This window comes from Limnohabitans sp. Jir61 (genome assembly GCF_003063545.1).
Lineage (GTDB): Bacteria > Pseudomonadota > Gammaproteobacteria > Burkholderiales > Burkholderiaceae_C > Limnohabitans.
Map to the genome: position 1 here is coordinate 385500 of NZ_NESD01000002.1, position 18545 is coordinate 404044.

Here is an 18545-nt window from a genome sequence, read left to right on the forward strand (position 1 = left end):
AGTAAAACTTGAGTGAATTCCAATAAAAAAAGCGAGCACAAGGCTCGCTTTTTTAGAAACCCCAATCGCTTGGGGCTTTGTCTTGATTACTTCAAGAGTGACAAGACAGATTGCGAAGATTGGTTCGCTTGCGCCAACATCGCTGTAGCGGCTTGCGAAATAATCTGGTTTTTCGCCATGTTGGTGGTTTCTGTCGCGTAGTCAGTGTCCAAGATACGGCTGCGTGATGCAGACATGTTTTGGTTTGACTCGGTCAAGTTAGACACCACGGCTTCCAAACGGTTTTGGAAGGCGCCGGCACGGGCTTCGTCAGCTGCCACAGTGTTCAATGCGGCATCGATGGCCTTGAGGGCTTCGGTGGCACCAGTTTGTGTGGTCACATCGATGTCTTTGATCTTCAAGGCATTGTCAGAACCACCGAAGCTACCGCGGCGGAAGCCCAAAGCTGCAAAGTTGTCGTTGCCTTCAGAGCCGCTCTCTAAAGAGAAAGCTTTATCAGATGACAGTTTCACAGTTGAATAATATGCAACCGCTTTCGTACCATCACCAGTAGCACCGGTATCACCAACTGAAACGCCTTTCAAGCCTAAATTTTCAGCGTCTGCATCTGTATCGATCGTAATGTTACGACCATCTGCTGCTGTCAATGTAATGCCATCACCCCATGCGGAAGCCACCACGCCAGTTTGACCTTGGTAAGTATTGATTGCATTCAACACATCATCGCGCTTGGAATCAGATGTCAAATTAATCGCTACATCAACACCATTCAAGTTCAGCTTAGTCACTGTACCTGCGGTAAAGCCAGATCCACGAACTGTATTTGGCTCTGCTGTTGCAGTCACACCAGTCATACCTGTCTTCTTGTTGATGGCAGCGGCAATCGCAATTGCGCTTGCAGACTTAGAAGATGAACCAATAACCGTTGTATCTACCGAGGCTTGATCATCATTAGCGTTTGCAGAATCAATGCCCACACCATTGATTACCAAAGTGTTACCCATCAAGGCGCCAGCGGCATCACCAGTCACAGGACCCGCAGTACCTGTGTGCCCGGTACGACTCAGTGTCACAGCTTGTGCTGTATCAGCCTGGAAAGTACCGAAGTTCAAGCCTGAGTTTGACAATTTTCCAGATACATTGCTGGACACATTGATAGCTCGGCCGTCTTGTGTATTCAGCTCGAATGTACCTTCATAGGTTTTAGCAGCTGCACCTGTACCACCAACTGCCAAACCAGTCTTCTCTTCTGCTGTAGCAGTTTCGATGGTGATGTTGCGACCATCTTCCGCAACCAAAACAACACCCTTGCTGTCGTCGTGCGTGTTGATCGCTTTCACGCCAGTTTGGCCTGAAATGTTATTGATGGCAGTCACCACAGATGCACGTGAGAGCTCAGCATCGTCAGCTGTCGCAAATGCAGCAGTATCAACACCGTTGATTTTGATAGTGACACCAGTTGTAGCTGCTGCCGTCATCACGCTACCGTGAACAGTCGTTTGATTGACAGTGGCAGTCACACCGCTTTGCTCTGTCACGCGGTTGATCGCAGCAGCCTTAGAAATGGCGCTAGAAGCGTTGCTGTCAAAAGACTTGGTGTCGTCAGTGGCCAAAGAGGCACCGACCACCACGCCGTTCAAGAGCAAGTCGCCGTCTTTCAAAGCAGGCGCATCTGTAGAAGCCACTGCATAGTTTGTTGCCACAGAAGACAAAGAAGCACGTGAGCCCATGCCGATGTCTTTCGTCTTCACAGAACCGAAAGCGATGTTCATGGTGTCGTTGGCATTCACACCAGTTTGCAACACAATTTTGCCGGCGCTGCCATCGAGCAAGTTGATGTTGTTGTGGTTTGTTTTAGTAGCAACGTTGTCGATTTCTGCCTTGAGTTGATCCACTTCTTGTTGGATCGACTTGCGGTCATCGGCGTTCACAGAGCCAGTTGCAGCTTGCACTGACAGTTCACGCATACGTTGCAGCATGTTGGTCACTTGACCCATCGCGCCTTCAGCGGTTTGAGCCATCGAGATGCCGTCGTTAGAGTTGCGGATGGCAACTGCATAACCACGGATTTGTGATGTCATACGGTTTGTGATGGCGAGGCCAGCAGCGTCATCTTTGGCGCTATTGATGCGCAGACCAGTGGAGAGACGCTCCATAGTTGTTGCAGTCAATTTCTCGACATTGCTCATAGATGCTTGCGCTGTCAATGCTTTGACGTTGGTGTTGATAACGGACATGGTGTTTCTCCTAAAAGTCCAAAGAGAGGGTGAAAAATTTCAAGAATTTCAATTCCTGATACCCAGTGATTCGGTGTTGGTGGTTTTTACTTGAGCGTTTTTTTGAAAAAAATCAAATAAAGATGTATCTATATGCCAAGTGGCGTATGCCTTAGGCAGCTTCGTTATGCAACATGCCTTTGAAGTCTTCAATGCCATGGGCCACGCGCACCACAACTTCATTGGGTATTTGACGAACCACTTCGCCATTGGCCATATTCTTGACAAAGACAATGGGGCGGCCCAGCTTGACGTCCATAGAAAAGCTCAGCGTGCGTCCGCTGTCTTTCATCATGTCATTGAGCTTTTGAAGTGCCTCTTCTAAGTTCTTGTGCGCAGCCTCAGAATCAAACTTGATGACTGGCTTTGGAAGAGGCAATAGTTCGATGTCTTTTTTCAGTTCAACAGCCGATTGAGCTGCAGGCGGCTTTTGACCCGCGACAACGGCCTCAGGCCGAGCAGGTGCTGGCTGAGGTACTTTTGGTTGAATTTCATTACCCATAAGAACCGCCTTTACCCCAAACAAATGTGGGGTTTCGCCCTAAATCGGCACGACTCGACGGAACTTTAGGAATTTAAAAAAGAATTTTTAGGCTTTGTTTGTATAAACAGACATCATGCCGTCAAAGCTAGATTTGAGGCTGGTCTTTTGGCTATTCACGTTACCCACGATGCTTTCCATACTAGAGAATTGCTTGTTGTAACGTGCAAGCAAAGCCGTCATACGCGTGTCCAGCTTGGACAAGTTGTCTTTGTATTTGGCGTTTTGCGTGTCTGCGTTTTGCGTGTTGGTCAGCAACGGGCCGTTGGGTCCAATCAACTTTGACAACTTGCGCATCGCCTCACCGGCAAAACCAGCTGGCTGAGAGCTGTAGGCGCTCAAGCCATTGGTGTTACCCGTCATGGTTTTGACGACATCCTCAAAGTTGTCATTCAACGCAGCGTCTAGTTTGGCTTCATCCAAGGCCATCACACCACTGCGATCAGTGCTGATGCCGAGTTGCCACATGGCAGTGATTTTTGTGCCAGGTGTATTGGACACGCCTTGAACCAACGCGCGCATTTGCGCTTTGACGCTACGTGCAGTGGAGTCACCCACCAAAGTCGCGCCATAGGTATCAACCGTGGATTTAGGGTCAGACACCACGTTGAGCATGGATGCTGCATCGTTGTAGCTGGTGACCAATGCCTTGAATTTGTCTTTGATCGCTGTGGTGTCACGCACCAAGCTCAGTGATGCAGAGCCACTGGTGACTGTTTTCAGATCCAAGGTGCCGCCAGGCAGCACATCGGTCAACGTATTGGTATTGCGTGTGAAGGTAATGCCATCAACCTTCACTTTGGCATCTGCCGCCACTTGATCAGCGGCATTGCCTGTGAAATTCAAACCCAACGAGCCCGTGTTAGGGCTGCTGCTGCTCGAACCGTCTATCTGTGTGTAAGAAGTGGCCAGTGAAAAATTATTCGCAGCGCCTTTGGCACCTGTGAGCACAATTTGAAATGGGTTAGCTGATCCATCGCCAGTATTGACCAAGGTGGCTGTCACACCAGTTTTAGCAGCATTGATGGCATTGACAATGTCTTGCGGCGTGTCTTTGCCAGCAGCCAAGCTGATGGCAGGTGCAGCTTTTCCGCCGACGGTCAGGGTGAGCGACATGGCGTTGCCGCCGTTGATGGGCACACCGGCAGATGAAAAACCGCCGCTGATGCTGCGTTGCGCCTTGGCCAGCTGCATGACTTCGATGTCATGACTGCCACCCACTGCAGCAGCCGTGGTTGTGACGGTGAATGCACTTGGCTGGCTGTTGCTGGCAGTGAGCGAGCTGAAGTTATTTTGGTCTTTGAGCGCAGTGAACGCGTCATTCAAACCCGACATCACGAAAGAAATGGCTGCATAACCAGAGATGCGAGCTTCGTTCTTGGTGATTTTTTGATTGATTGCGTTGGCTTGCGGTGTCTTTTCAGCATCCACCAAGTTTTGAGCCAATGATGCAACGTCGACGCCCGAACCAGCCCCCAATGAACTCAACAGTTTTTGCGCAGCCGCACGATTGGCAGCCGCAGTTGTGGCCGCGCTATTCGCAGTGCTGGCAGCCGAGGTGGCTGACGTGGTGCTGGATGAAACTGCGGTGGTGGCCATGGTGTTGGGTTTCTTTAAAGGCTTATCGACGATCGAATCGGCAGCTTAAGTAAAAACTTGAGCGTCTTTACTTAATGAAGTTGAACAAGCTCAGCTGCGAAATCTTGGCAAAGCTACTTTGTGCAGCTTGCAAAGACAGTTGATCTTTATTGAGGCGCGTTGCAGCTTCGGTGTAGTCCAAATCTTCAATGTCTGAACGTGTGGTTTTTAAACGCAGCACCACTTGGTCCAACACACTGTTTTGCATGTCTACCACGCTGAGGTCGGTACCGACTTGCGCCAAGCCATCGCTGACGCCTTGCTGCATACCGTCTACTTCCGAAATACCACGCTGGATATTAGTGTGATCACTGCTTTTAACGGCAGTCACCAAATCATCCAAGGCTTGGAAAAAATCAACACCGACTTTTCCGCCTTTTCCGTCATCGCGAACCAAGCGAACATAAGCGTCTGTGCCGGGCATGTTCAAGTTCATGCGACGGCTGTCGCCAACGTTGACTTTCATGCGCGATTGATCACCTTGGTAAGTCACCACGCCCTTGTCATCTTTTGAATAAGGCGGAACACTGGCCTTGCTACCTGAGAAAAGGTAGTTGCCATTGCTGTCTTGTGTATTGCCTAAGCTCATGATTTGGTCGCGCAGCGAACTCAGCTCAATAGCCACAGTTTGACGATCAGCAGGGCTTAGTGTGTCGTTGGCTGCTTGTGTTGCCAACTCTTTGACGCGCGACAACACATCACTGGTGTTGGTGAGTGCTGTTTCTTGTGCAGTCAAACGCACGTTCACAGCTTTCAGGGTGTCTTGGTAGCTGGTTTGACGGGCAAGTTCGGACTCAATGCGTGTGACCAATGCCGCTTTGTCAGGTGAATCACTGGGTTTGACAATTTGCAAACCCGTCGACATTTGCTCCTGCACTTTGGACAAATTGGCCTGTACGTTGCCCAATTGTTGTGTCGAACGGTCAAAGTAGAGTGAGGTTGAGATTTTCATAGGAGCTCTCTTTTATCAGCGAATTTGGGCAATCGTGTCGAACAGTTCGCCCGAAACTTGAAGTGCTTTTGCGCATGCTTGGTAGGCCTGTTGGTAGCGGATCAAAGCCGCAGCTTCGTCATCCAAATTCACGCCCGAAACTTTGTCACGCGCTGCAACAGCTTGGTCGTTGACCACTGTCAAAGCTTGTTGCGTGATGATGGCTTGTTGCGCCAAATTACCGACGTTGTTGATTTGATCAATGTAGGTATTGGCAATCGTTTTGCCATTGGTGACTGGCTTTTTATTCAAATCAACCATGTCAAGCATGTTGACGTTGTTTGCCAAGCCATCGAAGTTGCCATCAATGGAGAAGCTGTCACCCACCGACGCAGCATGCGTCAGTTTGATGTTCAGACCTTGAAACTCGATCACTGGTTCCAAAGATGTTGGGTCGTACTGACGGCTAGCCAATTCGGTTCCAGTTTTTGCATCAAAGATGCTGTAGCGGTCTGCCGCAGTAAATTTAACGGTGAGCGTTTGGCTGCGCAAAGTATCGCGTGCGTTGGCAGGCTCACCACTGAAAGTGGTTGCTACCTTGGCTGAGCCTTTGCCAGTGACGAACAGCAACAAATCATCCGGTGAACCACCTTCGATATACGCACCCGTGCGCAAACCGATTTTGGCCAAATCTGCTGGACTGCCAAATTGCTCGTGCTTTGGATCACCATAGGTGTAGGTACTAAACGACATACGAATGTCTGTTTTAGTCGGATCGTCTGCCAACATGCGCTTTAAGCGCTCGGTTGCAGAATAGTCCATGGGTTCAAGACCCAAGGCATTGCTGGTGAATGTGCCATCGGCATTTTTACCAGGGCCAATCGAGATGGTTTTGACGCCCTTCTCATCGGTGACCGTCAATTTCAAATCTAGGTTACTGTCGTAACCAGCGGTGACCCCTGTATCGGCTTGGTGGCTATTGATGCGAGCAATCAAATCATCCATTGATGACATGCCTGCCTTCGCGTCTACGGTGAGGTTGCCAAGCTTGATGCTGAATTTATTGGCAATGTCTGCATCAGACATTTTGGCGTCATAGGCCTTGATGACCAGTTCACCGTTGTTAAATTCTGCATGGTATTCATCGCCAAAGCGTTGATCCATTTGACCTGTTTTAGTTCCGGCCAAGGCTGCTGATTCGCTGGTTGTCAAACTCAGATTGGTCAAATTACGCCCGAGATCATCGGTAAACACCAATTGGTTACCGGACACGTTGACGTGCAGCGCGTTACGTCCTGCATCTGCCTCGTTCAAACGGGCTTCAAGTTCAGTCGCCATCCCAGCCAGATCGCCTGTCGCAGGATGAATGTTGTCTAAGTTGACTTTTGCGCCATTGATTTCGATGTTGAATGACTTGAATGCATCGGCAGGTGATACGGTACCGAAATCAATGCCAGACATTGATGCTTTGGTGCGGTCGCTCATGGCTGCCATCAGCTCTGACGGTGTGCCCGTGAAATCTTGCTGTGGATAGCCAAAGCTGACTTTATAAGACGTATCAGCACCCAAGCTATAAGAAGCTTGACTCAGATTAACGCCGTTGATTTCTAATGATTTAGCAAACTGCAAATTGCCACTTGGCACATGCAAATCACGCACGATTTGCGTCATGCGTACCTGAGCGTTATAGGTACCAAGTTGCATATTCAATGCATTGGCTGCAGGCTCTAAAGTGCCGACGTTTGCATTGATTTGAATGGGTTGACCATTCGAATTTCTCAACACCAATTCGCCTGAAGAAGTGAGCGAAGCCTCGACGCGCTTGCTGACATCAAGTGAGGATGTTTGATCAGGGTTGAGCGAACTGTTGATCGCATCCACCAAACCTTTTAGGTCGTGGTAGCCCTGGATCACCTCACCATTGATGGTCAGGCCTTTTTTGAGGTCAATTTGACCTGTAGGGACACGAATTTCACTGAATACCTCAGCGCGAATATTGGTATCTGGTGTTTTGTCGTTGATCCAAGCAGCCACATCTGCAGGGATCGCCAAAGCTTTGAGTTCGCCCAGCTTGACGCCATTGAGCGAGAGTGCACCATCTGGAATGTAGTCACCATTGCCAGGAATGCGTGAGGTCTCCATGACTGCAGGCATAGGAATGGGTGCACCTGCTGCGCCATATTGGTCAAAGTTTTGACCAAACAAGACCTTCGCCTTGGCACCATAGAACAAATCTAGATTGCGATAAGCGTTAGGCCCTGTTTTATTCAGGTATTGATCGCTGTAGGTGGCGTTGTCTGCAAAACCATTGGCTGGCTTGAAGAGTTGAAATTTTTCGTTTTCATTGAGGGTTTGGCCCAGCAATTGACGGCCGTCACGGGTCATGACTTGGAGTTGCTGACCTGCCGCTGCATCATCTAAGTAAAACGTCGCGCCGACACCACCAGACAGTGTTGTCACGGGTGCATAAGCCTGCGCGCCGTCAACCTTGAAGGTCACGCCAGCTGTTGCGTTACCGTTGTTGACGAGGTTGGAGTTGCTCAGTGGTGTCGTGGGCGTAGTACCTGTGAACTTCACCGTGGCACGTGTGGTGGTGATGTTGGTATTACCTTCACTCACACGAAATTGTGAAGCGGTAGCCACACGCATGCCATCATTCATCGCCAGACGCAGGCCTGCTGCGGGGCTAGAAGCTGCGGGGTCAAATGCAAACAAATCTTGTCCCATTTGACCGTAACCGTCGATACCATTCTTTTGAATGCTATTGGTCTCGGTCGCAAAGGTTTGAGCCAATGCAGACAAATTCTTTTGTGCAGGTTCGAGCACTTGGCTGATGAAGCTTTGATAGCCACCGATTTGGCCGCCACTCGCACTTGCCAGTGATTCAGTCTTGCCGTATGGATCAAGAATCAGTTCAACTTTGTCTTTGACCGTACTGTTCAAACCGATGGGACGGGCTTTGTTGCCATCAACCACAAGACCTTGTGTCATGGTCGCGCCCATACTGACGCTGACCGCGCCGTTAGGTGCGAAACTGGTTTTAATGCGTGCCAAGTCTGACAGCTGACGCAATGTCAAATCGCGGCGATCTAACAATTCTGGCGGTTGTCCAGCCAAGGTTGGTGACTTGGTCAAGCTTTGGTTAATCAAAGCCAATTGACTTGTCAGGGTGTTGACTTGAGTCGCTGCACTTTCCAAGCCTTGACGTGTTTCCGTAGAAATCAAGTCGAGCTGTGTGTTTAATTCACCAAAACGTGAGGCCACGCCATCTGCAGTACGCATGAAGCTGGTGCGTTGGACCGTAGAGGCAGGATCTGCTGACAAGGCACTTGCAGCAGCAAAGAAATTATCAAAAGCAGAGCTCAAACCAATGCTTTTGTCACCCATGATGTCCATCACGCGCTTGGCGTAATCAACCATCGGCTTTTGACTGGATAAATCGCTGGTGCTGTTGCGCAGGTTCGATTCTGCAAATGCATCAAACTGACGTTTGACCGTCTGCAGCATGACACCGGTACCGATGTACATGCCAGCCAACTTCTTGGGGGCTGAGTCTTGCAGCACAACATCTTGACGTGAATACCCTTCGGTATTGACGTTGGCAATGTTGTTACTGACTGTGGTCAGTGCACGTTGATAAGCACCGATTGCACCACTGCTGATGCCGAGCATGTCACTCATTTAGCACCCCCAGAGAATGGCATCTTGAACTCTTGCAAAGTCTTGATGCGTGCAGGCTTATCCATCAGAATGCCTTTGGCTAAATCAGCCGCTGTCGGCAATGGCATGGCTTCTTGCTTAGGGTTGAGCGGGATCGCTTTACCGCGGGCTTTGAGCAAAGCCTCGGTGCTGGGCGGTGCTGATGTTTGTTGCTTCACCGCACGCTCCATGAATGCACCCACGCCCATCGCGCCACGTTTTGACATTTGCAAGGACACTTCTTTGTCGAACATGCCTTCAAACGTTTCCATGGCTTGAGATTGGTTGTCTTCATCCTTCATCGGCGCATTGGCTTCGCGCATGGACTTCATCATCATTTGGATGAAGAGTCCTTCAAACTGTTGGGCCGACTCTTTCAGAGCCTTGTCTTGGTTTTGCTGAGCCTTGCCGCGCAATTCGCCCAGGCCCGAAAAGTCCATATAGGACTTAGAGGTGGAGGTATCGACGGAGTTACTCATGATTCGTCTCGTTTAGATGATGACCAATTCGGCGCGCAAGCTGCCAGAACTTTTCAAAGCTTCAAGAATGGCAATCAAAGCCGAAGGCGTGGCGCCCACTTGGTTGACCGCATCCACAATTTGGCGAAGCTCGACACCGGGCTGGAACAAGAACATAGGCTTGTTTGGCTCAGCCACTTTGATGTCGGCGTTTTGCACTTCGGTGGTTTGACCACCTGCGAGCATGTTGGGTTGTGACACCTCATTGGTGGCCGTGATGGCTACCGAGATGGTGCCGTGTGACACCGCTGCAGCCGTGACACGCACTGAGCGGTTAATCACCACCGTGCCTGTGCGTGAATTGATCACCACGCGAGCGGGTGGCTCACCTGGCGTGACCTCTAAGGCCTCAACCATGCTCATAAATGCCACGCGTTGATTCAAGTTTTGGGGGGCTCGTACCGATACCGATACACCATCAATGGCTTGTGCCACGTCACCGCCAAATTTTTTATTGATCGCATTGACGATAGCAGTCGTCGTGGAAAAGTCGTTTTCACGGATGTTGTAGATCACGTGCTCTGCCGATTCAAACGGTGTGTCCACAATGCGTTCCACAATCGCGCCACCAGGAATGCGGGCTGATGTGGGAACACCAATTTGCACCTTCGAGCCAGCAGCGCTGGCGTCAATACCCGTGGCTGTCAAAGCACCTTGTGCCAAGGCGTAGATTTCTCCGTCCACACCACGCATGGCTGTCATGATCAAGCTACCACCGCGAAGGTTGGAAGCCTTACCAATGGCAGACACGTTGATGTCAATGCGTTGGCCTGGTTTGGCAAAACCTGGCAAATCAGCAGTCACCAACACTGCAGCCGTGTTTTTGATGTCTACACGTGCAGCTGTAGCGGCTTGTTCAAAGTCGGTCAATGGGCCGTCTATGCGTACACCCATTTGCGAGAGCATGGCTTTCATGCTTTGTGTGGTGAAGGGTACAGAGGCGTCATCGCCCGTGCCTTGCAAGCCAACCACCAAACCATAACCAATCAATTGGTTAGGGCGTTGGGCGGCGAGCGTGGCAATGTCTTTGACGCGGTCGGCTTGTGCAGCACCTGCAGCCATCAGGCACAGGCTAGCTAACGCGATACGCAGGAATGTAGACATGATGTTCATGATTAAAACGGCCAGTATTTGTGCATGAAACTGGTACCCCAGCCTGCTTTGGTGGCATTGGCCAAATCACCTGAACCGCGGTACGCGATTTGTGCATTGGCCAAACGGCGTGATTGCACGGTGCTGTTGGGGCCCACGTCTTCTGGACGAATCACGCCAGAGACTTGAATGACTTCGGTGCCTTCAGACAGGCCGAGTTTTTTCTCGCCACGAATCATCAAGTTACCGTTGGCCAAAATTTCAACCACGGTCACAGCCACAGAGCCAGACAAAGAAGCTTGTTGGTCAGCCTTACCTGCGCCCTTGGAACTGTTGTTGTTATTGTTGACATCAATACCATTCAAGAAAGGAGACATGCTGCCGATCTTGGTATTGAAGCCAGATGGCAATGAGTTTTTAGACTCACGGCTGACATCGGTGTTTTGGGTGCGAGCGGCTTGAGTCGATTCATTCAACAAAACAGTGATGATGTCGCCCACTTGGTAATTGCGGCCACGGCCGAACCAGGCATCACTTTGCCGGTTGCTATAAATGCCGCCGGTGGCAACTTTTTGCCGGTCAGCGGCAAGTGGATAGACAGGCTGAAACTCTGGGGAGGGTCGTAAGACCAAATCCACGGGGTCGGCGGCGCAGCCTTGCAGCAAATAAACAATGGCGACGAGTGCGAGAAGGCGAAGAGCAATCATGTTGAACCTTGATCAGATGTTTTGGTTCAAGAACTTCAGCATGCCGTCCACAGCGGAGATAGCCTTAGAGTTGATCTCGTAAGCGCGCTGGGTTTCGATCATGTTGACCATTTCCTCGACCACGTTCACGTTAGAAGCTTCCAAAGAACCTTGCTTCAACGCACCTGCGCCCGTGAGACCTGGCGTGAGAATTTGCCCAACGCCACTGGCTTGTGAGGCTTCATACAAGTTATTGCCGATGGGCTTCAAACCACTTGGGTTCACGAAGCGGGCAATTTGTACTTGTCCAATGTTTTGAGAACCAGCCCCTGCATCTAGCTCAGCAGACACGGTGCCATCTTGACCAAAGGTCACAGCGGCCGTATTGGCTGGAATGGTGATGGCAGGAATCAGAGGAAAGCCAGAGGCCGTCACGACTTGACCGGTGTTACTGATTTTGAAGTTACCGTCACGTGTGTAGGACGTGGTGCCGTCTGGCATTTGAATTTGGAAGAAGCCGTTGCCCATGATCGCCAAATCCAGTGGCGATTGGGTGTTGACCAAGTTACCTTGCAAGTGCAGCTTCTCGGTGGCATTGATCTTCACACCGGTACCGAGCATCAAGCCTGTAGGTGACAAGGTGTTGTTGGTGGTTTGACCACCGGGTTGTTTGACGTTTTGATAGAGCAAGTCTTCAAAAACGGCACGGTCGCGTTTGAAGCCGGTCGTATTCACGTTCGCCAAGTTGTTCGAGATGACGTTCATGCGCGTCTGCTGCGCGTCAAGACCCGTTTTGGCTACCCATAATGATGCGTCCATGGCTTATCGCCCCCTTTAATCTGTCAAATTCAGGACACCTTCATCATGGAGGCGCCCGACTCATCGTTGGATTTGCTTTCTTTGATCATTCGAATCTGATGCTCAAAAGAGCGACTCTGTTCAATCAGCTTCACCATCGATGCCATTGGATTGACACTGCTGCCCTCGAGGGCCTTCGGTGTCAAAGAAACTGGCTCAGGACCAGTTGCAAAGTCCGTGCCAAGTGGTTTTTCGTCAACGCGATACAAGCCGTCTTCGCGTTTGATCAGGTGCGTGGTACTCGCATCGCGCAGCAACAAGTTGCCAATGAGCTGCTCTTGCGGAACGCCTTGCTGTGTGGGGTCTGAGGCATAAATTTGGCCCGTATTGGTGATGTTGACCACTGACCCTACGGGGATGGTGATAGGGCCGCCATCTTGGCTTTGAACCATATGGCCCGACCCTGTCTCCAATACGCCGTTGGGATTGACTCGCAAATCACCGCGGCGAGTAAATGCCAGTTTTCCGTCATTGCCGGTCACGCCCAAAACGGTTTTGTGGTTGAAGGACACATCCAAATCGCGGCCTGTGACCATCAAAGGGCCCGCATCCAAGCGCACACGGTCTGTGGTGTACAGACGGGGTTGCAAGCGTGAATCAAAGCCCTCACCCACTGCTTGATGCGGCTGGATGGTGGCTTCGAAGGTTTGCTTGAAACCGACGGTGGTGACGTTGGCGATGTCGTTCGACAGCTGCTGTCGAATCAAGCGATCTTCGTTGATCGCAGCCATCGCGTTAAAGGATAAGCGGTCCATATCAGGCTCTTAATGCAACTTATTAGTTACGGATCTGAATGATGGTGTTGGTCATCGAGGTGCTGGTTTCCATGGCCTTGGCGTTGGCTTGGAAGTTACGCTGCTCGGTGATCAAGTCCACCAATTCTTGGGTCAAGTCGACGTTGGCGCGTTCTGTGGCGCCTGAGCGCACCGTGCCGTAACCTGCTGCACCAGCTTCGCCGTATCGAGGCACACCAGAATCAGAGGTTTTGTAGTAGTTGGTATCACCAATCTGACGCAGGCCAGATGGGTTGGAGAAGTTCACCAACACCACTTTGCCTAGGGCTTTTTGTGAGCTGTTGGAGAAGCTAGCAGTCACCAGGCCATCGTCACCAATGGCCAAACCGACCAAGTCACCTTCAGGTGCGCCGTCTTGCGACTGCGACAACACAGAGAATGGTGACGCAAATTGGCTTGACTTGGAGTAGTCGATGTTCATGGTCAAAGCGCCCTTACCGTTTGGCAAGTACACCGTGTCCAACTGAGCACCTTGTTTCGGGGAGATCAAGTTACCCGCAGTGTCAAACGTCAGCTCACCTTTGTCGAAATAGACCGGTGACCATGAAGGCAATGTGTCAAAGCCTGTCGCGGTGGATGACTCTGCACCAAAACCATCGATGTAGACCGTTGCACCTTTATCGTCCTTGAACGGTGTGGGTTTGATCCAAGTTGTGGTTGTGCCAAATTTGGCATCTAAGTTGTCTAAGCCCCAGCGTGAATCGCCGGTGATCTTGACGTAAGAGCTATTGGATGCTGTACCTGTGGTGAATTCGAGTGCATTGCTCTTGCTGTTGTAGCTCACCTTGACGCCGTTGACAGAGTCTGGAGTCAGTCCATTTTTGGAAGGGCCTTGCAAGTTGTTGATGCCGTTTTGCAATGCCTCCATGAACGTACCTAAGGTGTAGTTATCTTTTGGAGGAATGACCACCGTGCCCGTGATGCCGTTGACAGACACCACGAATTGGTTGTTGGTACTGTCCACTGAGAAGTTGTTGTCTACGTTCACTGCCAGAGGATTGGCAGTCAAAACTGCTGGTTTTGATGTCACACCGCGCAAAGCATCCACTGTTGATGGCGTCACAATATAGGCAGCAGGGTCACCCGTCATGCCCAAGCCTTTGGAAATCTGCGTGGCCAAACTGCCAGGACGGATACCTGTGACCGACAAGCCAGATGTGTCGCCTGTTGTGCCAGACTGGAACACGAAAGATTGTTTGACAGAGTCGTACTCAACCTTCATGCCGTAGCGTTGATCATTCATAGCACGGAAAGGCGATGTAGAGACAGACGGTGACAGAGTCAAGCCCACATCGCCATCGTTCACACCCTGCACCAATGGGTCTGCCAAGTTCATAGCAGCTTGATCGCTAGAAACTTTGAGCTTTGAGTTATTGGTTGGTGTAAAGATTAACTTTTGCATGGCAGTGTCATAGCTCACTGCAACATTGCCTTTGTACTGAGGATCTGCATCAATTTGCTTTTGCACTTCACGCACCATGTCCTCACTGCGCATGTCTTTGGATGCAGAGAGATCGATGGGCAAGGTTGGCAACGTGGATTTATCAGCGCGAGTCAGTGTGAGCGCGAATGTCGGCGCGCCAATGGTTGAGAAGTTGAATGGTTTCTCGTCGCCATATGCACGTGCCATGACGTTCGTCAATTCGGCAGCGATCTGGGTACCTGACAGCTTCTTATTTGCAGATGCTGGCAATTTGCTCATGGTTTCAACCAAATGATCCAAGCCAACTGTGACTGAATCAATGGAGTTGTCCACGTTCACTGTGAAGAGATTTCGCAAATCATCAATACTGCGTTTGCTGCTGTCCAGTGCAGATGCCACACCTGTTGTCAATACAGGATTGTTAGACACGCCTGTCGTTGCATCGACATCATTGATTTGAGCAAACGGCCCCGTGACATCGGTCACGCTTTGGAAAACCTTGACTGAATTCGCAATGGCTTGTGAGCTGGCACTTGATGGATCTTTTGCTTTGATCGTCAACGCCTTGTCAGTTGCTGAATAAGTGGCGATGTAATCGGTCACGAAAGCTGCATTGGTATTCAATTTGTCAGCCAAATCAGCGCCTGATGCGGCTTCTTCAAACAGTGGCGGTGTTGCTGTACCAAAGGTCACCTTAAAGCCCTTGGTTGCATCATCAAATGTGAATGCAGCAGTTGCGCGGGTATATGGTGTATTTTGAGCGGTGATCTTGTCAGCAGTCATCACCGTCGTGCCTTGCGTGATGACCACACCTTTTGCAGACGTTGTTCCCTTGATATCAGCAGCCGAGACATTCGGGTCTAGGGCTGTGATTTTCAGGATGGAATCGGCGTATTTAATGGTGGAGCCAACAGACACGTCCGAGGCGGCACCAGTGACTTTGGTCAGCGTTGCGCCGCTGATGTTGCGTTGCGCGGCATCTGTGACCGTGATTGATTTGGCTGCGTCATCCCAAGTCACGGTGATGTCTGTGCGACCTTCGTCCATGGCTTGCAATTTGGTTTGCAGCTCTGTGGCCATGTCTGCACCAGCTACGGTGTCGACAGACAGAGATTTCAAGTCCATCTGTTTGCCACCGATGTTGATACTGAAGCTGGCAAATGGGTTTGAAGTTGGTGCGGTAGCGCCAAAGTTCATGCCTTGCAGCGTGACTGAGGGCTTGGCCGCTTGCGCAACATAGGTCGATGCAAAACTGGCATTGAGGTTCAATGCAGAAGCCACATCTTCTGGCGTTGGAGGTGTAGAACCTGTTGCAGGAATATCCACGGTGACGCGAGCGGCATCTGGACCAAACTCGACAGAACGTGCGCCTGTGATGTTGGAATCCATGGAGTAAGTGACAGCACTGCTGCCCTGTTGACGCAGCAAATCAGACTTGCTGATGTTCAAATAATTGCCGAAGTCAATGCCGTCGTTAGAGCCTGTGCCCAGGTCGGTAGCCATACCACCGGTTACGGTTGCAGGTTTAGACACTCGCACATCGGTCAGTTGGTCCAAAGAAAACTTGATGGTCTTCTTGGAGAAGCTACTGTTCAATTCGGCAATTTGTTCTGGTGTTTTGAATTCGCTTTTCGCTCGCAGTTCACCATACTTGTTGACGTACATTTCTTCGCCAAGGCTATTGGTAGCTTGTTGCAGAGACGCATTGACCAACTTGTCGCCTACATACACATAGGTCTGCCACTTGTTGTTTGGCATTTGCTGGCTCGCGTTTTGAGTCTTCACGTAATAGACAGACGCCAAATACGAGTTACCACCGGCGTCATACACCGTGAGCGCCGTGCTCTTGTTGTAGGTGGTTGGATCATTGCGGTTGAAATCTTTGGTAATCACCGTGGCGTCAGCAGGAAAGTTCAAACCCAATGACACTTTGCTGGTTTGCTTGGCCATGCCCGTTGTTTTTTGAGGAATGGTCAACACGTTCATGTCGTCCAAGTTCGCTTTGCCGGACGAGTCGACTGACGCCGCCATCAACTTTTGACCTGCCGTGTTCACCACGTTGTTTTGGTCGTTCATCATGAACACACCGTTACGCGTGAAGATGTCTTGGAAACCGTCTTGAGATTTCAAGGGGAAGAAACCGTCACCGCTGATGGCCAAGTCAAGTGTGTTTGACGAGAACACCAAGTTACCTTGACCAAACTCTTGCGTCACCTTCTTCAACGCAACACCTTGACCAATCGTGGCCGAGGCTTTTTGCAGAGGCGATGTCGCAAAAATGTCACCAAAGTCGGTACGACTGCGTTTGAAACCAGTGGTGGAAACGTTGGCAATGTTGTTGGACGTGACACCCATTTGGGCGGTGGCTGCGTTCAAACCTGTGAGTGCGGTATAGAAGGACATGGTGCTTTAGCTCCTGAGAGAAATTCTTTGTTCTGAAAATTAGTTGCTGATGCGTTTGACATCGGCCAAGTTGACAGTCTTGCCGCCTGCGACTTCCAGCAGCATGGTGCCGTCTGAAGTGCCTGCACTGCTGACGCCCTTGACGGTGGCGTAAGTGTTGACAGTTGGTTTGGTCACATTGCCGTTGCTGTTGACTGTGGCCACATAGCGATAGAGGCCATTGGCTGCTGCAGTTCCACCATCGGTCATGCCATCCCATGACAAAGTGACATCACCCACAGCTTGTGCACCCATGATTTGAGAGCGCACCAAAATGCCTTTGTCATCAAACACTTGCAACTTGATGCCATCGGCACCGGTTGGAAGATTGATCGTGCCTTGTGAAACGGTGGTATCTGTCACTTCCACAGGACCGTCAGGCACACCAACTGTCTTACCAATCAATGAGGTTGCGCCCAAGAGACGATCATTCGCCAAGCTAGAAACCAAGCTTTCCATGCTGGTTTTCATGCCTGTTGTCGCTTCAAGTTGCGAGAACTGTGCAAGCTGCGCCACGAAAGCTTCGTTTTTCACAGGGTCTGTTGGATCTTGGTTTTTGAGCTGTGTGGTGAACAGTGTCAAAAACTCAGATTGACCCATGCTCGTTTTCTGCGGGGTTGCTGCCTTTTGCGCGTTGTATTGCGCCGTCGTCATGATGCCGCTAATAGATGATGAGGTATCGATGGCCATTTAAGACTCCGGTTTAGCTTGAATCAGCTCTTGGTAATTTCTAGGGTGCGCATCATCAATTGACGAGCGGTGTTCACCACTTCAACGTTGTTTTGGTATGAACGCGATGCAGCCATCATGTCGACCATTTCAGACATTTCATTCACGTTGGAGTGAAAGACGTAGCCTTCTTTGTCAGCGAGTGGGTTACCTGGCTCCCAAGTTTTGCGAATGGGTGCTGGGTCGTTGACGATGCGGTCAACTTTGACGCCGCCAACAAACTGAGCGCCACCGTGTGTCATTTGCTCTTCCATCAAGGCTTTGAACAAGGGGCGACGGCCGCGGTAGGCTTCTTCTTCTGAGCCTGCCACCGAGTTGGCGTTGGCTAAGTTAGAGGCCGTGGTGTTCATGCGAATGGCTTGCGCGTTTAGCGCTGTGCCTGCAATACCAAAGACGTTATCGAGTTGCATGGTTTATTACTCCCCGCGCATGGCTTTACGCAAGCCGCCGATGCGGTTTTGCAGGAACTGCAAGGTGGCTTGGTAGTCACCAGCTGCCTTACCGTATTGGGCTTGTTCGACGTTCATCTCAACGGTGTTGCCGTCGAATGAACTGTTAAAAGGTGTGCGATAGCGCATGCCGTTGTCTGGGGCTTCTTGCAGACCGGCGTAGTGCTTCTCATTGGTGGCCGTCAAATATTCAGTCTTGGCTTCTTTGAGCATGGCCTTGAAATCGACGTCTTGTGCTTTGTAGTTGGGCGTGTCAGCGTTGGCGATGTTGCGCGCCAATACTTCCATGCGCTGGCTTCTCACGCCGAGCGCTCGCTCATGTATTCCGAAAGCAGATGAAAAAACGTCCATAACAAGACTCCTGTTTATTGACACATGGCCTCAAGTTGTGAGACCTCATGTCGATTAATGCAAGAGCCGTGCCACGGCGGTTTTGACGGTTTAAGCGGCAATCTTTTGCCGCTGAACT

The 18545-nt window shown here is 50.6% G+C and carries 14 protein-coding genes; all 14 read right to left on the reverse strand.

What is annotated here, in order from left to right; all coding sequences use genetic code 11:
- Positions 1-86: 86 nt before the first annotated feature.
- The 14 genes from B9Z35_RS13150 to flgB all read right to left on the reverse strand — a co-directional run bounded on the left by B9Z35_RS13150 (position 87) and on the right by flgB (position 18427).
- Complete coding sequence (locus tag B9Z35_RS13150) at positions 87-2237, reverse strand: flagellin (RefSeq protein WP_108283203.1); 2151 nt, start codon at positions 2235-2237, stop codon at positions 87-89.
- 151 nt (positions 2238-2388) lie between these two features.
- Entirely contained in the window at positions 2389-2778 is a 390-nt protein-coding gene (locus B9Z35_RS08205) for a flagellar protein FlaG (protein WP_108283204.1), read from the reverse strand.
- A gap of 87 nt (positions 2779-2865) precedes the next feature.
- Positions 2866-4416, reverse strand: coding sequence for a flagellar filament capping protein FliD (gene fliD / locus B9Z35_RS08210; RefSeq protein ID WP_108283205.1), 1551 nt, complete (start codon positions 4414-4416; stop codon positions 2866-2868).
- A gap of 67 nt (positions 4417-4483) precedes the next feature.
- Positions 4484-5407: a flagellar hook-associated protein FlgL gene (gene flgL / locus B9Z35_RS08215; RefSeq protein WP_108283206.1), complete on the reverse strand. Its 924-nt coding sequence runs from the start codon at positions 5405-5407 to the stop codon at positions 4484-4486.
- 15 nt (positions 5408-5422) lie between these two features.
- Positions 5423-9067 (reverse strand): flagellar hook-associated protein FlgK, encoded by a 3645-nt coding sequence (gene flgK / locus B9Z35_RS08220; protein WP_108283207.1) that lies wholly within the window; start codon positions 9065-9067, stop codon positions 5423-5425.
- Positions 9064-9564: a rod-binding protein gene (locus tag B9Z35_RS08225; protein WP_108283208.1), complete on the reverse strand. Its 501-nt coding sequence runs from the start codon at positions 9562-9564 to the stop codon at positions 9064-9066. Before B9Z35_RS08225 ends, flgK begins: the two co-directional genes overlap by 4 nt.
- Positions 9565-9576: 12 nt before the next feature.
- Positions 9577-10707 (reverse strand): flagellar basal body P-ring protein FlgI, encoded by a 1131-nt coding sequence (locus B9Z35_RS08230; protein ID WP_199219794.1) that lies wholly within the window; start codon positions 10705-10707, stop codon positions 9577-9579.
- Positions 10708-10718: 11 nt separating this feature from the next.
- The gene (locus B9Z35_RS08235; protein ID WP_108283210.1) at positions 10719-11402 is read right to left on the reverse strand and encodes a flagellar basal body L-ring protein FlgH; all 684 of its coding nucleotides are present in this window, start codon (positions 11400-11402) and stop codon (positions 10719-10721) included.
- 12 nt (positions 11403-11414) lie between these two features.
- Positions 11415-12200 carry a flagellar basal-body rod protein FlgG gene (gene flgG / locus B9Z35_RS08240; RefSeq protein ID WP_108283211.1) on the reverse strand — a complete coding sequence of 262 codons (786 nt, stop codon included), beginning with the start codon at positions 12198-12200 and terminating at the stop codon, positions 11415-11417.
- 29 nt (positions 12201-12229) lie between these two features.
- Complete coding sequence (locus tag B9Z35_RS08245) at positions 12230-12994, reverse strand: flagellar basal body rod C-terminal domain-containing protein (protein WP_108283212.1); 765 nt, start codon at positions 12992-12994, stop codon at positions 12230-12232.
- Between the two features lie 22 nt (positions 12995-13016).
- Entirely contained in the window at positions 13017-16859 is a 3843-nt protein-coding gene (locus B9Z35_RS08250; RefSeq protein WP_108283213.1) for a flagellar hook-basal body complex protein, read from the reverse strand.
- A gap of 39 nt (positions 16860-16898) precedes the next feature.
- A complete protein-coding gene (locus B9Z35_RS08255; protein ID WP_108283214.1) occupies positions 16899-17588 on the reverse strand; it encodes a flagellar hook assembly protein FlgD in 690 nt (229 codons plus the stop codon).
- Positions 17589-17611: 23 nt separating this feature from the next.
- A complete protein-coding gene (gene flgC / locus B9Z35_RS08260) occupies positions 17612-18037 on the reverse strand; it encodes a flagellar basal body rod protein FlgC (RefSeq protein ID WP_108283215.1) in 426 nt (141 codons plus the stop codon).
- A 6-nt stretch (positions 18038-18043) separates the two neighbouring features.
- Positions 18044-18427, reverse strand: coding sequence for a flagellar basal body rod protein FlgB (gene flgB / locus B9Z35_RS08265; RefSeq protein ID WP_108283216.1), 384 nt, complete (start codon positions 18425-18427; stop codon positions 18044-18046).
- Positions 18428-18545: the final 118 nt, after the last annotated feature.

What these genes read in the sequence shown, in the direction of transcription:
- B9Z35_RS08205 (WP_108283204.1), bottom strand. Translation starts at nt 2,778, where the DNA reads ATGGGTAATGAAATTCAACCAAAAGTACCTCAGCCAGCACCTGCTCGG.
- B9Z35_RS08230 (WP_199219794.1), bottom strand. Translation starts at nt 10,707, where the DNA reads ATGTCTACATTCCTGCGTATCGCGTTAGCTAGCCTGTGCCTGATGGCT.
- B9Z35_RS08245 (WP_108283212.1), bottom strand. Translation starts at nt 12,994, where the DNA reads ATGGACCGCTTATCCTTTAACGCGATGGCTGCGATCAACGAAGATCGC.
- flgK (WP_108283207.1), bottom strand. Translation starts at nt 9,067, where the DNA reads ATGAGTGACATGCTCGGCATCAGCAGTGGTGCAATCGGTGCTTATCAA.
- B9Z35_RS08255 (WP_108283214.1), bottom strand. Translation starts at nt 17,588, where the DNA reads ATGGCCATCGATACCTCATCATCTATTAGCGGCATCATGACGACGGCG.
- B9Z35_RS08235 (WP_108283210.1), bottom strand. Translation starts at nt 11,402, where the DNA reads ATGATTGCTCTTCGCCTTCTCGCACTCGTCGCCATTGTTTATTTGCTG.
- flgB (WP_108283216.1), bottom strand. Translation starts at nt 18,427, where the DNA reads ATGGACGTTTTTTCATCTGCTTTCGGAATACATGAGCGAGCGCTCGGC.
- flgL (WP_108283206.1), bottom strand. Translation starts at nt 5,407, where the DNA reads ATGAAAATCTCAACCTCACTCTACTTTGACCGTTCGACACAACAATTG.
- flgG (WP_108283211.1), bottom strand. Translation starts at nt 12,200, where the DNA reads ATGGACGCATCATTATGGGTAGCCAAAACGGGTCTTGACGCGCAGCAG.
- B9Z35_RS13150 (WP_108283203.1), bottom strand. Translation starts at nt 2,237, where the DNA reads ATGTCCGTTATCAACACCAACGTCAAAGCATTGACAGCGCAAGCATCT.
- B9Z35_RS08250 (WP_108283213.1), bottom strand. Translation starts at nt 16,859, where the DNA reads ATGTCCTTCTATACCGCACTCACAGGTTTGAACGCAGCCACCGCCCAA.
- flgC (WP_108283215.1), bottom strand. Translation starts at nt 18,037, where the DNA reads ATGCAACTCGATAACGTCTTTGGTATTGCAGGCACAGCGCTAAACGCG.
- B9Z35_RS08225 (WP_108283208.1), bottom strand. Translation starts at nt 9,564, where the DNA reads ATGAGTAACTCCGTCGATACCTCCACCTCTAAGTCCTATATGGACTTT.
- fliD (WP_108283205.1), bottom strand. Translation starts at nt 4,416, where the DNA reads ATGGCCACCACCGCAGTTTCATCCAGCACCACGTCAGCCACCTCGGCT.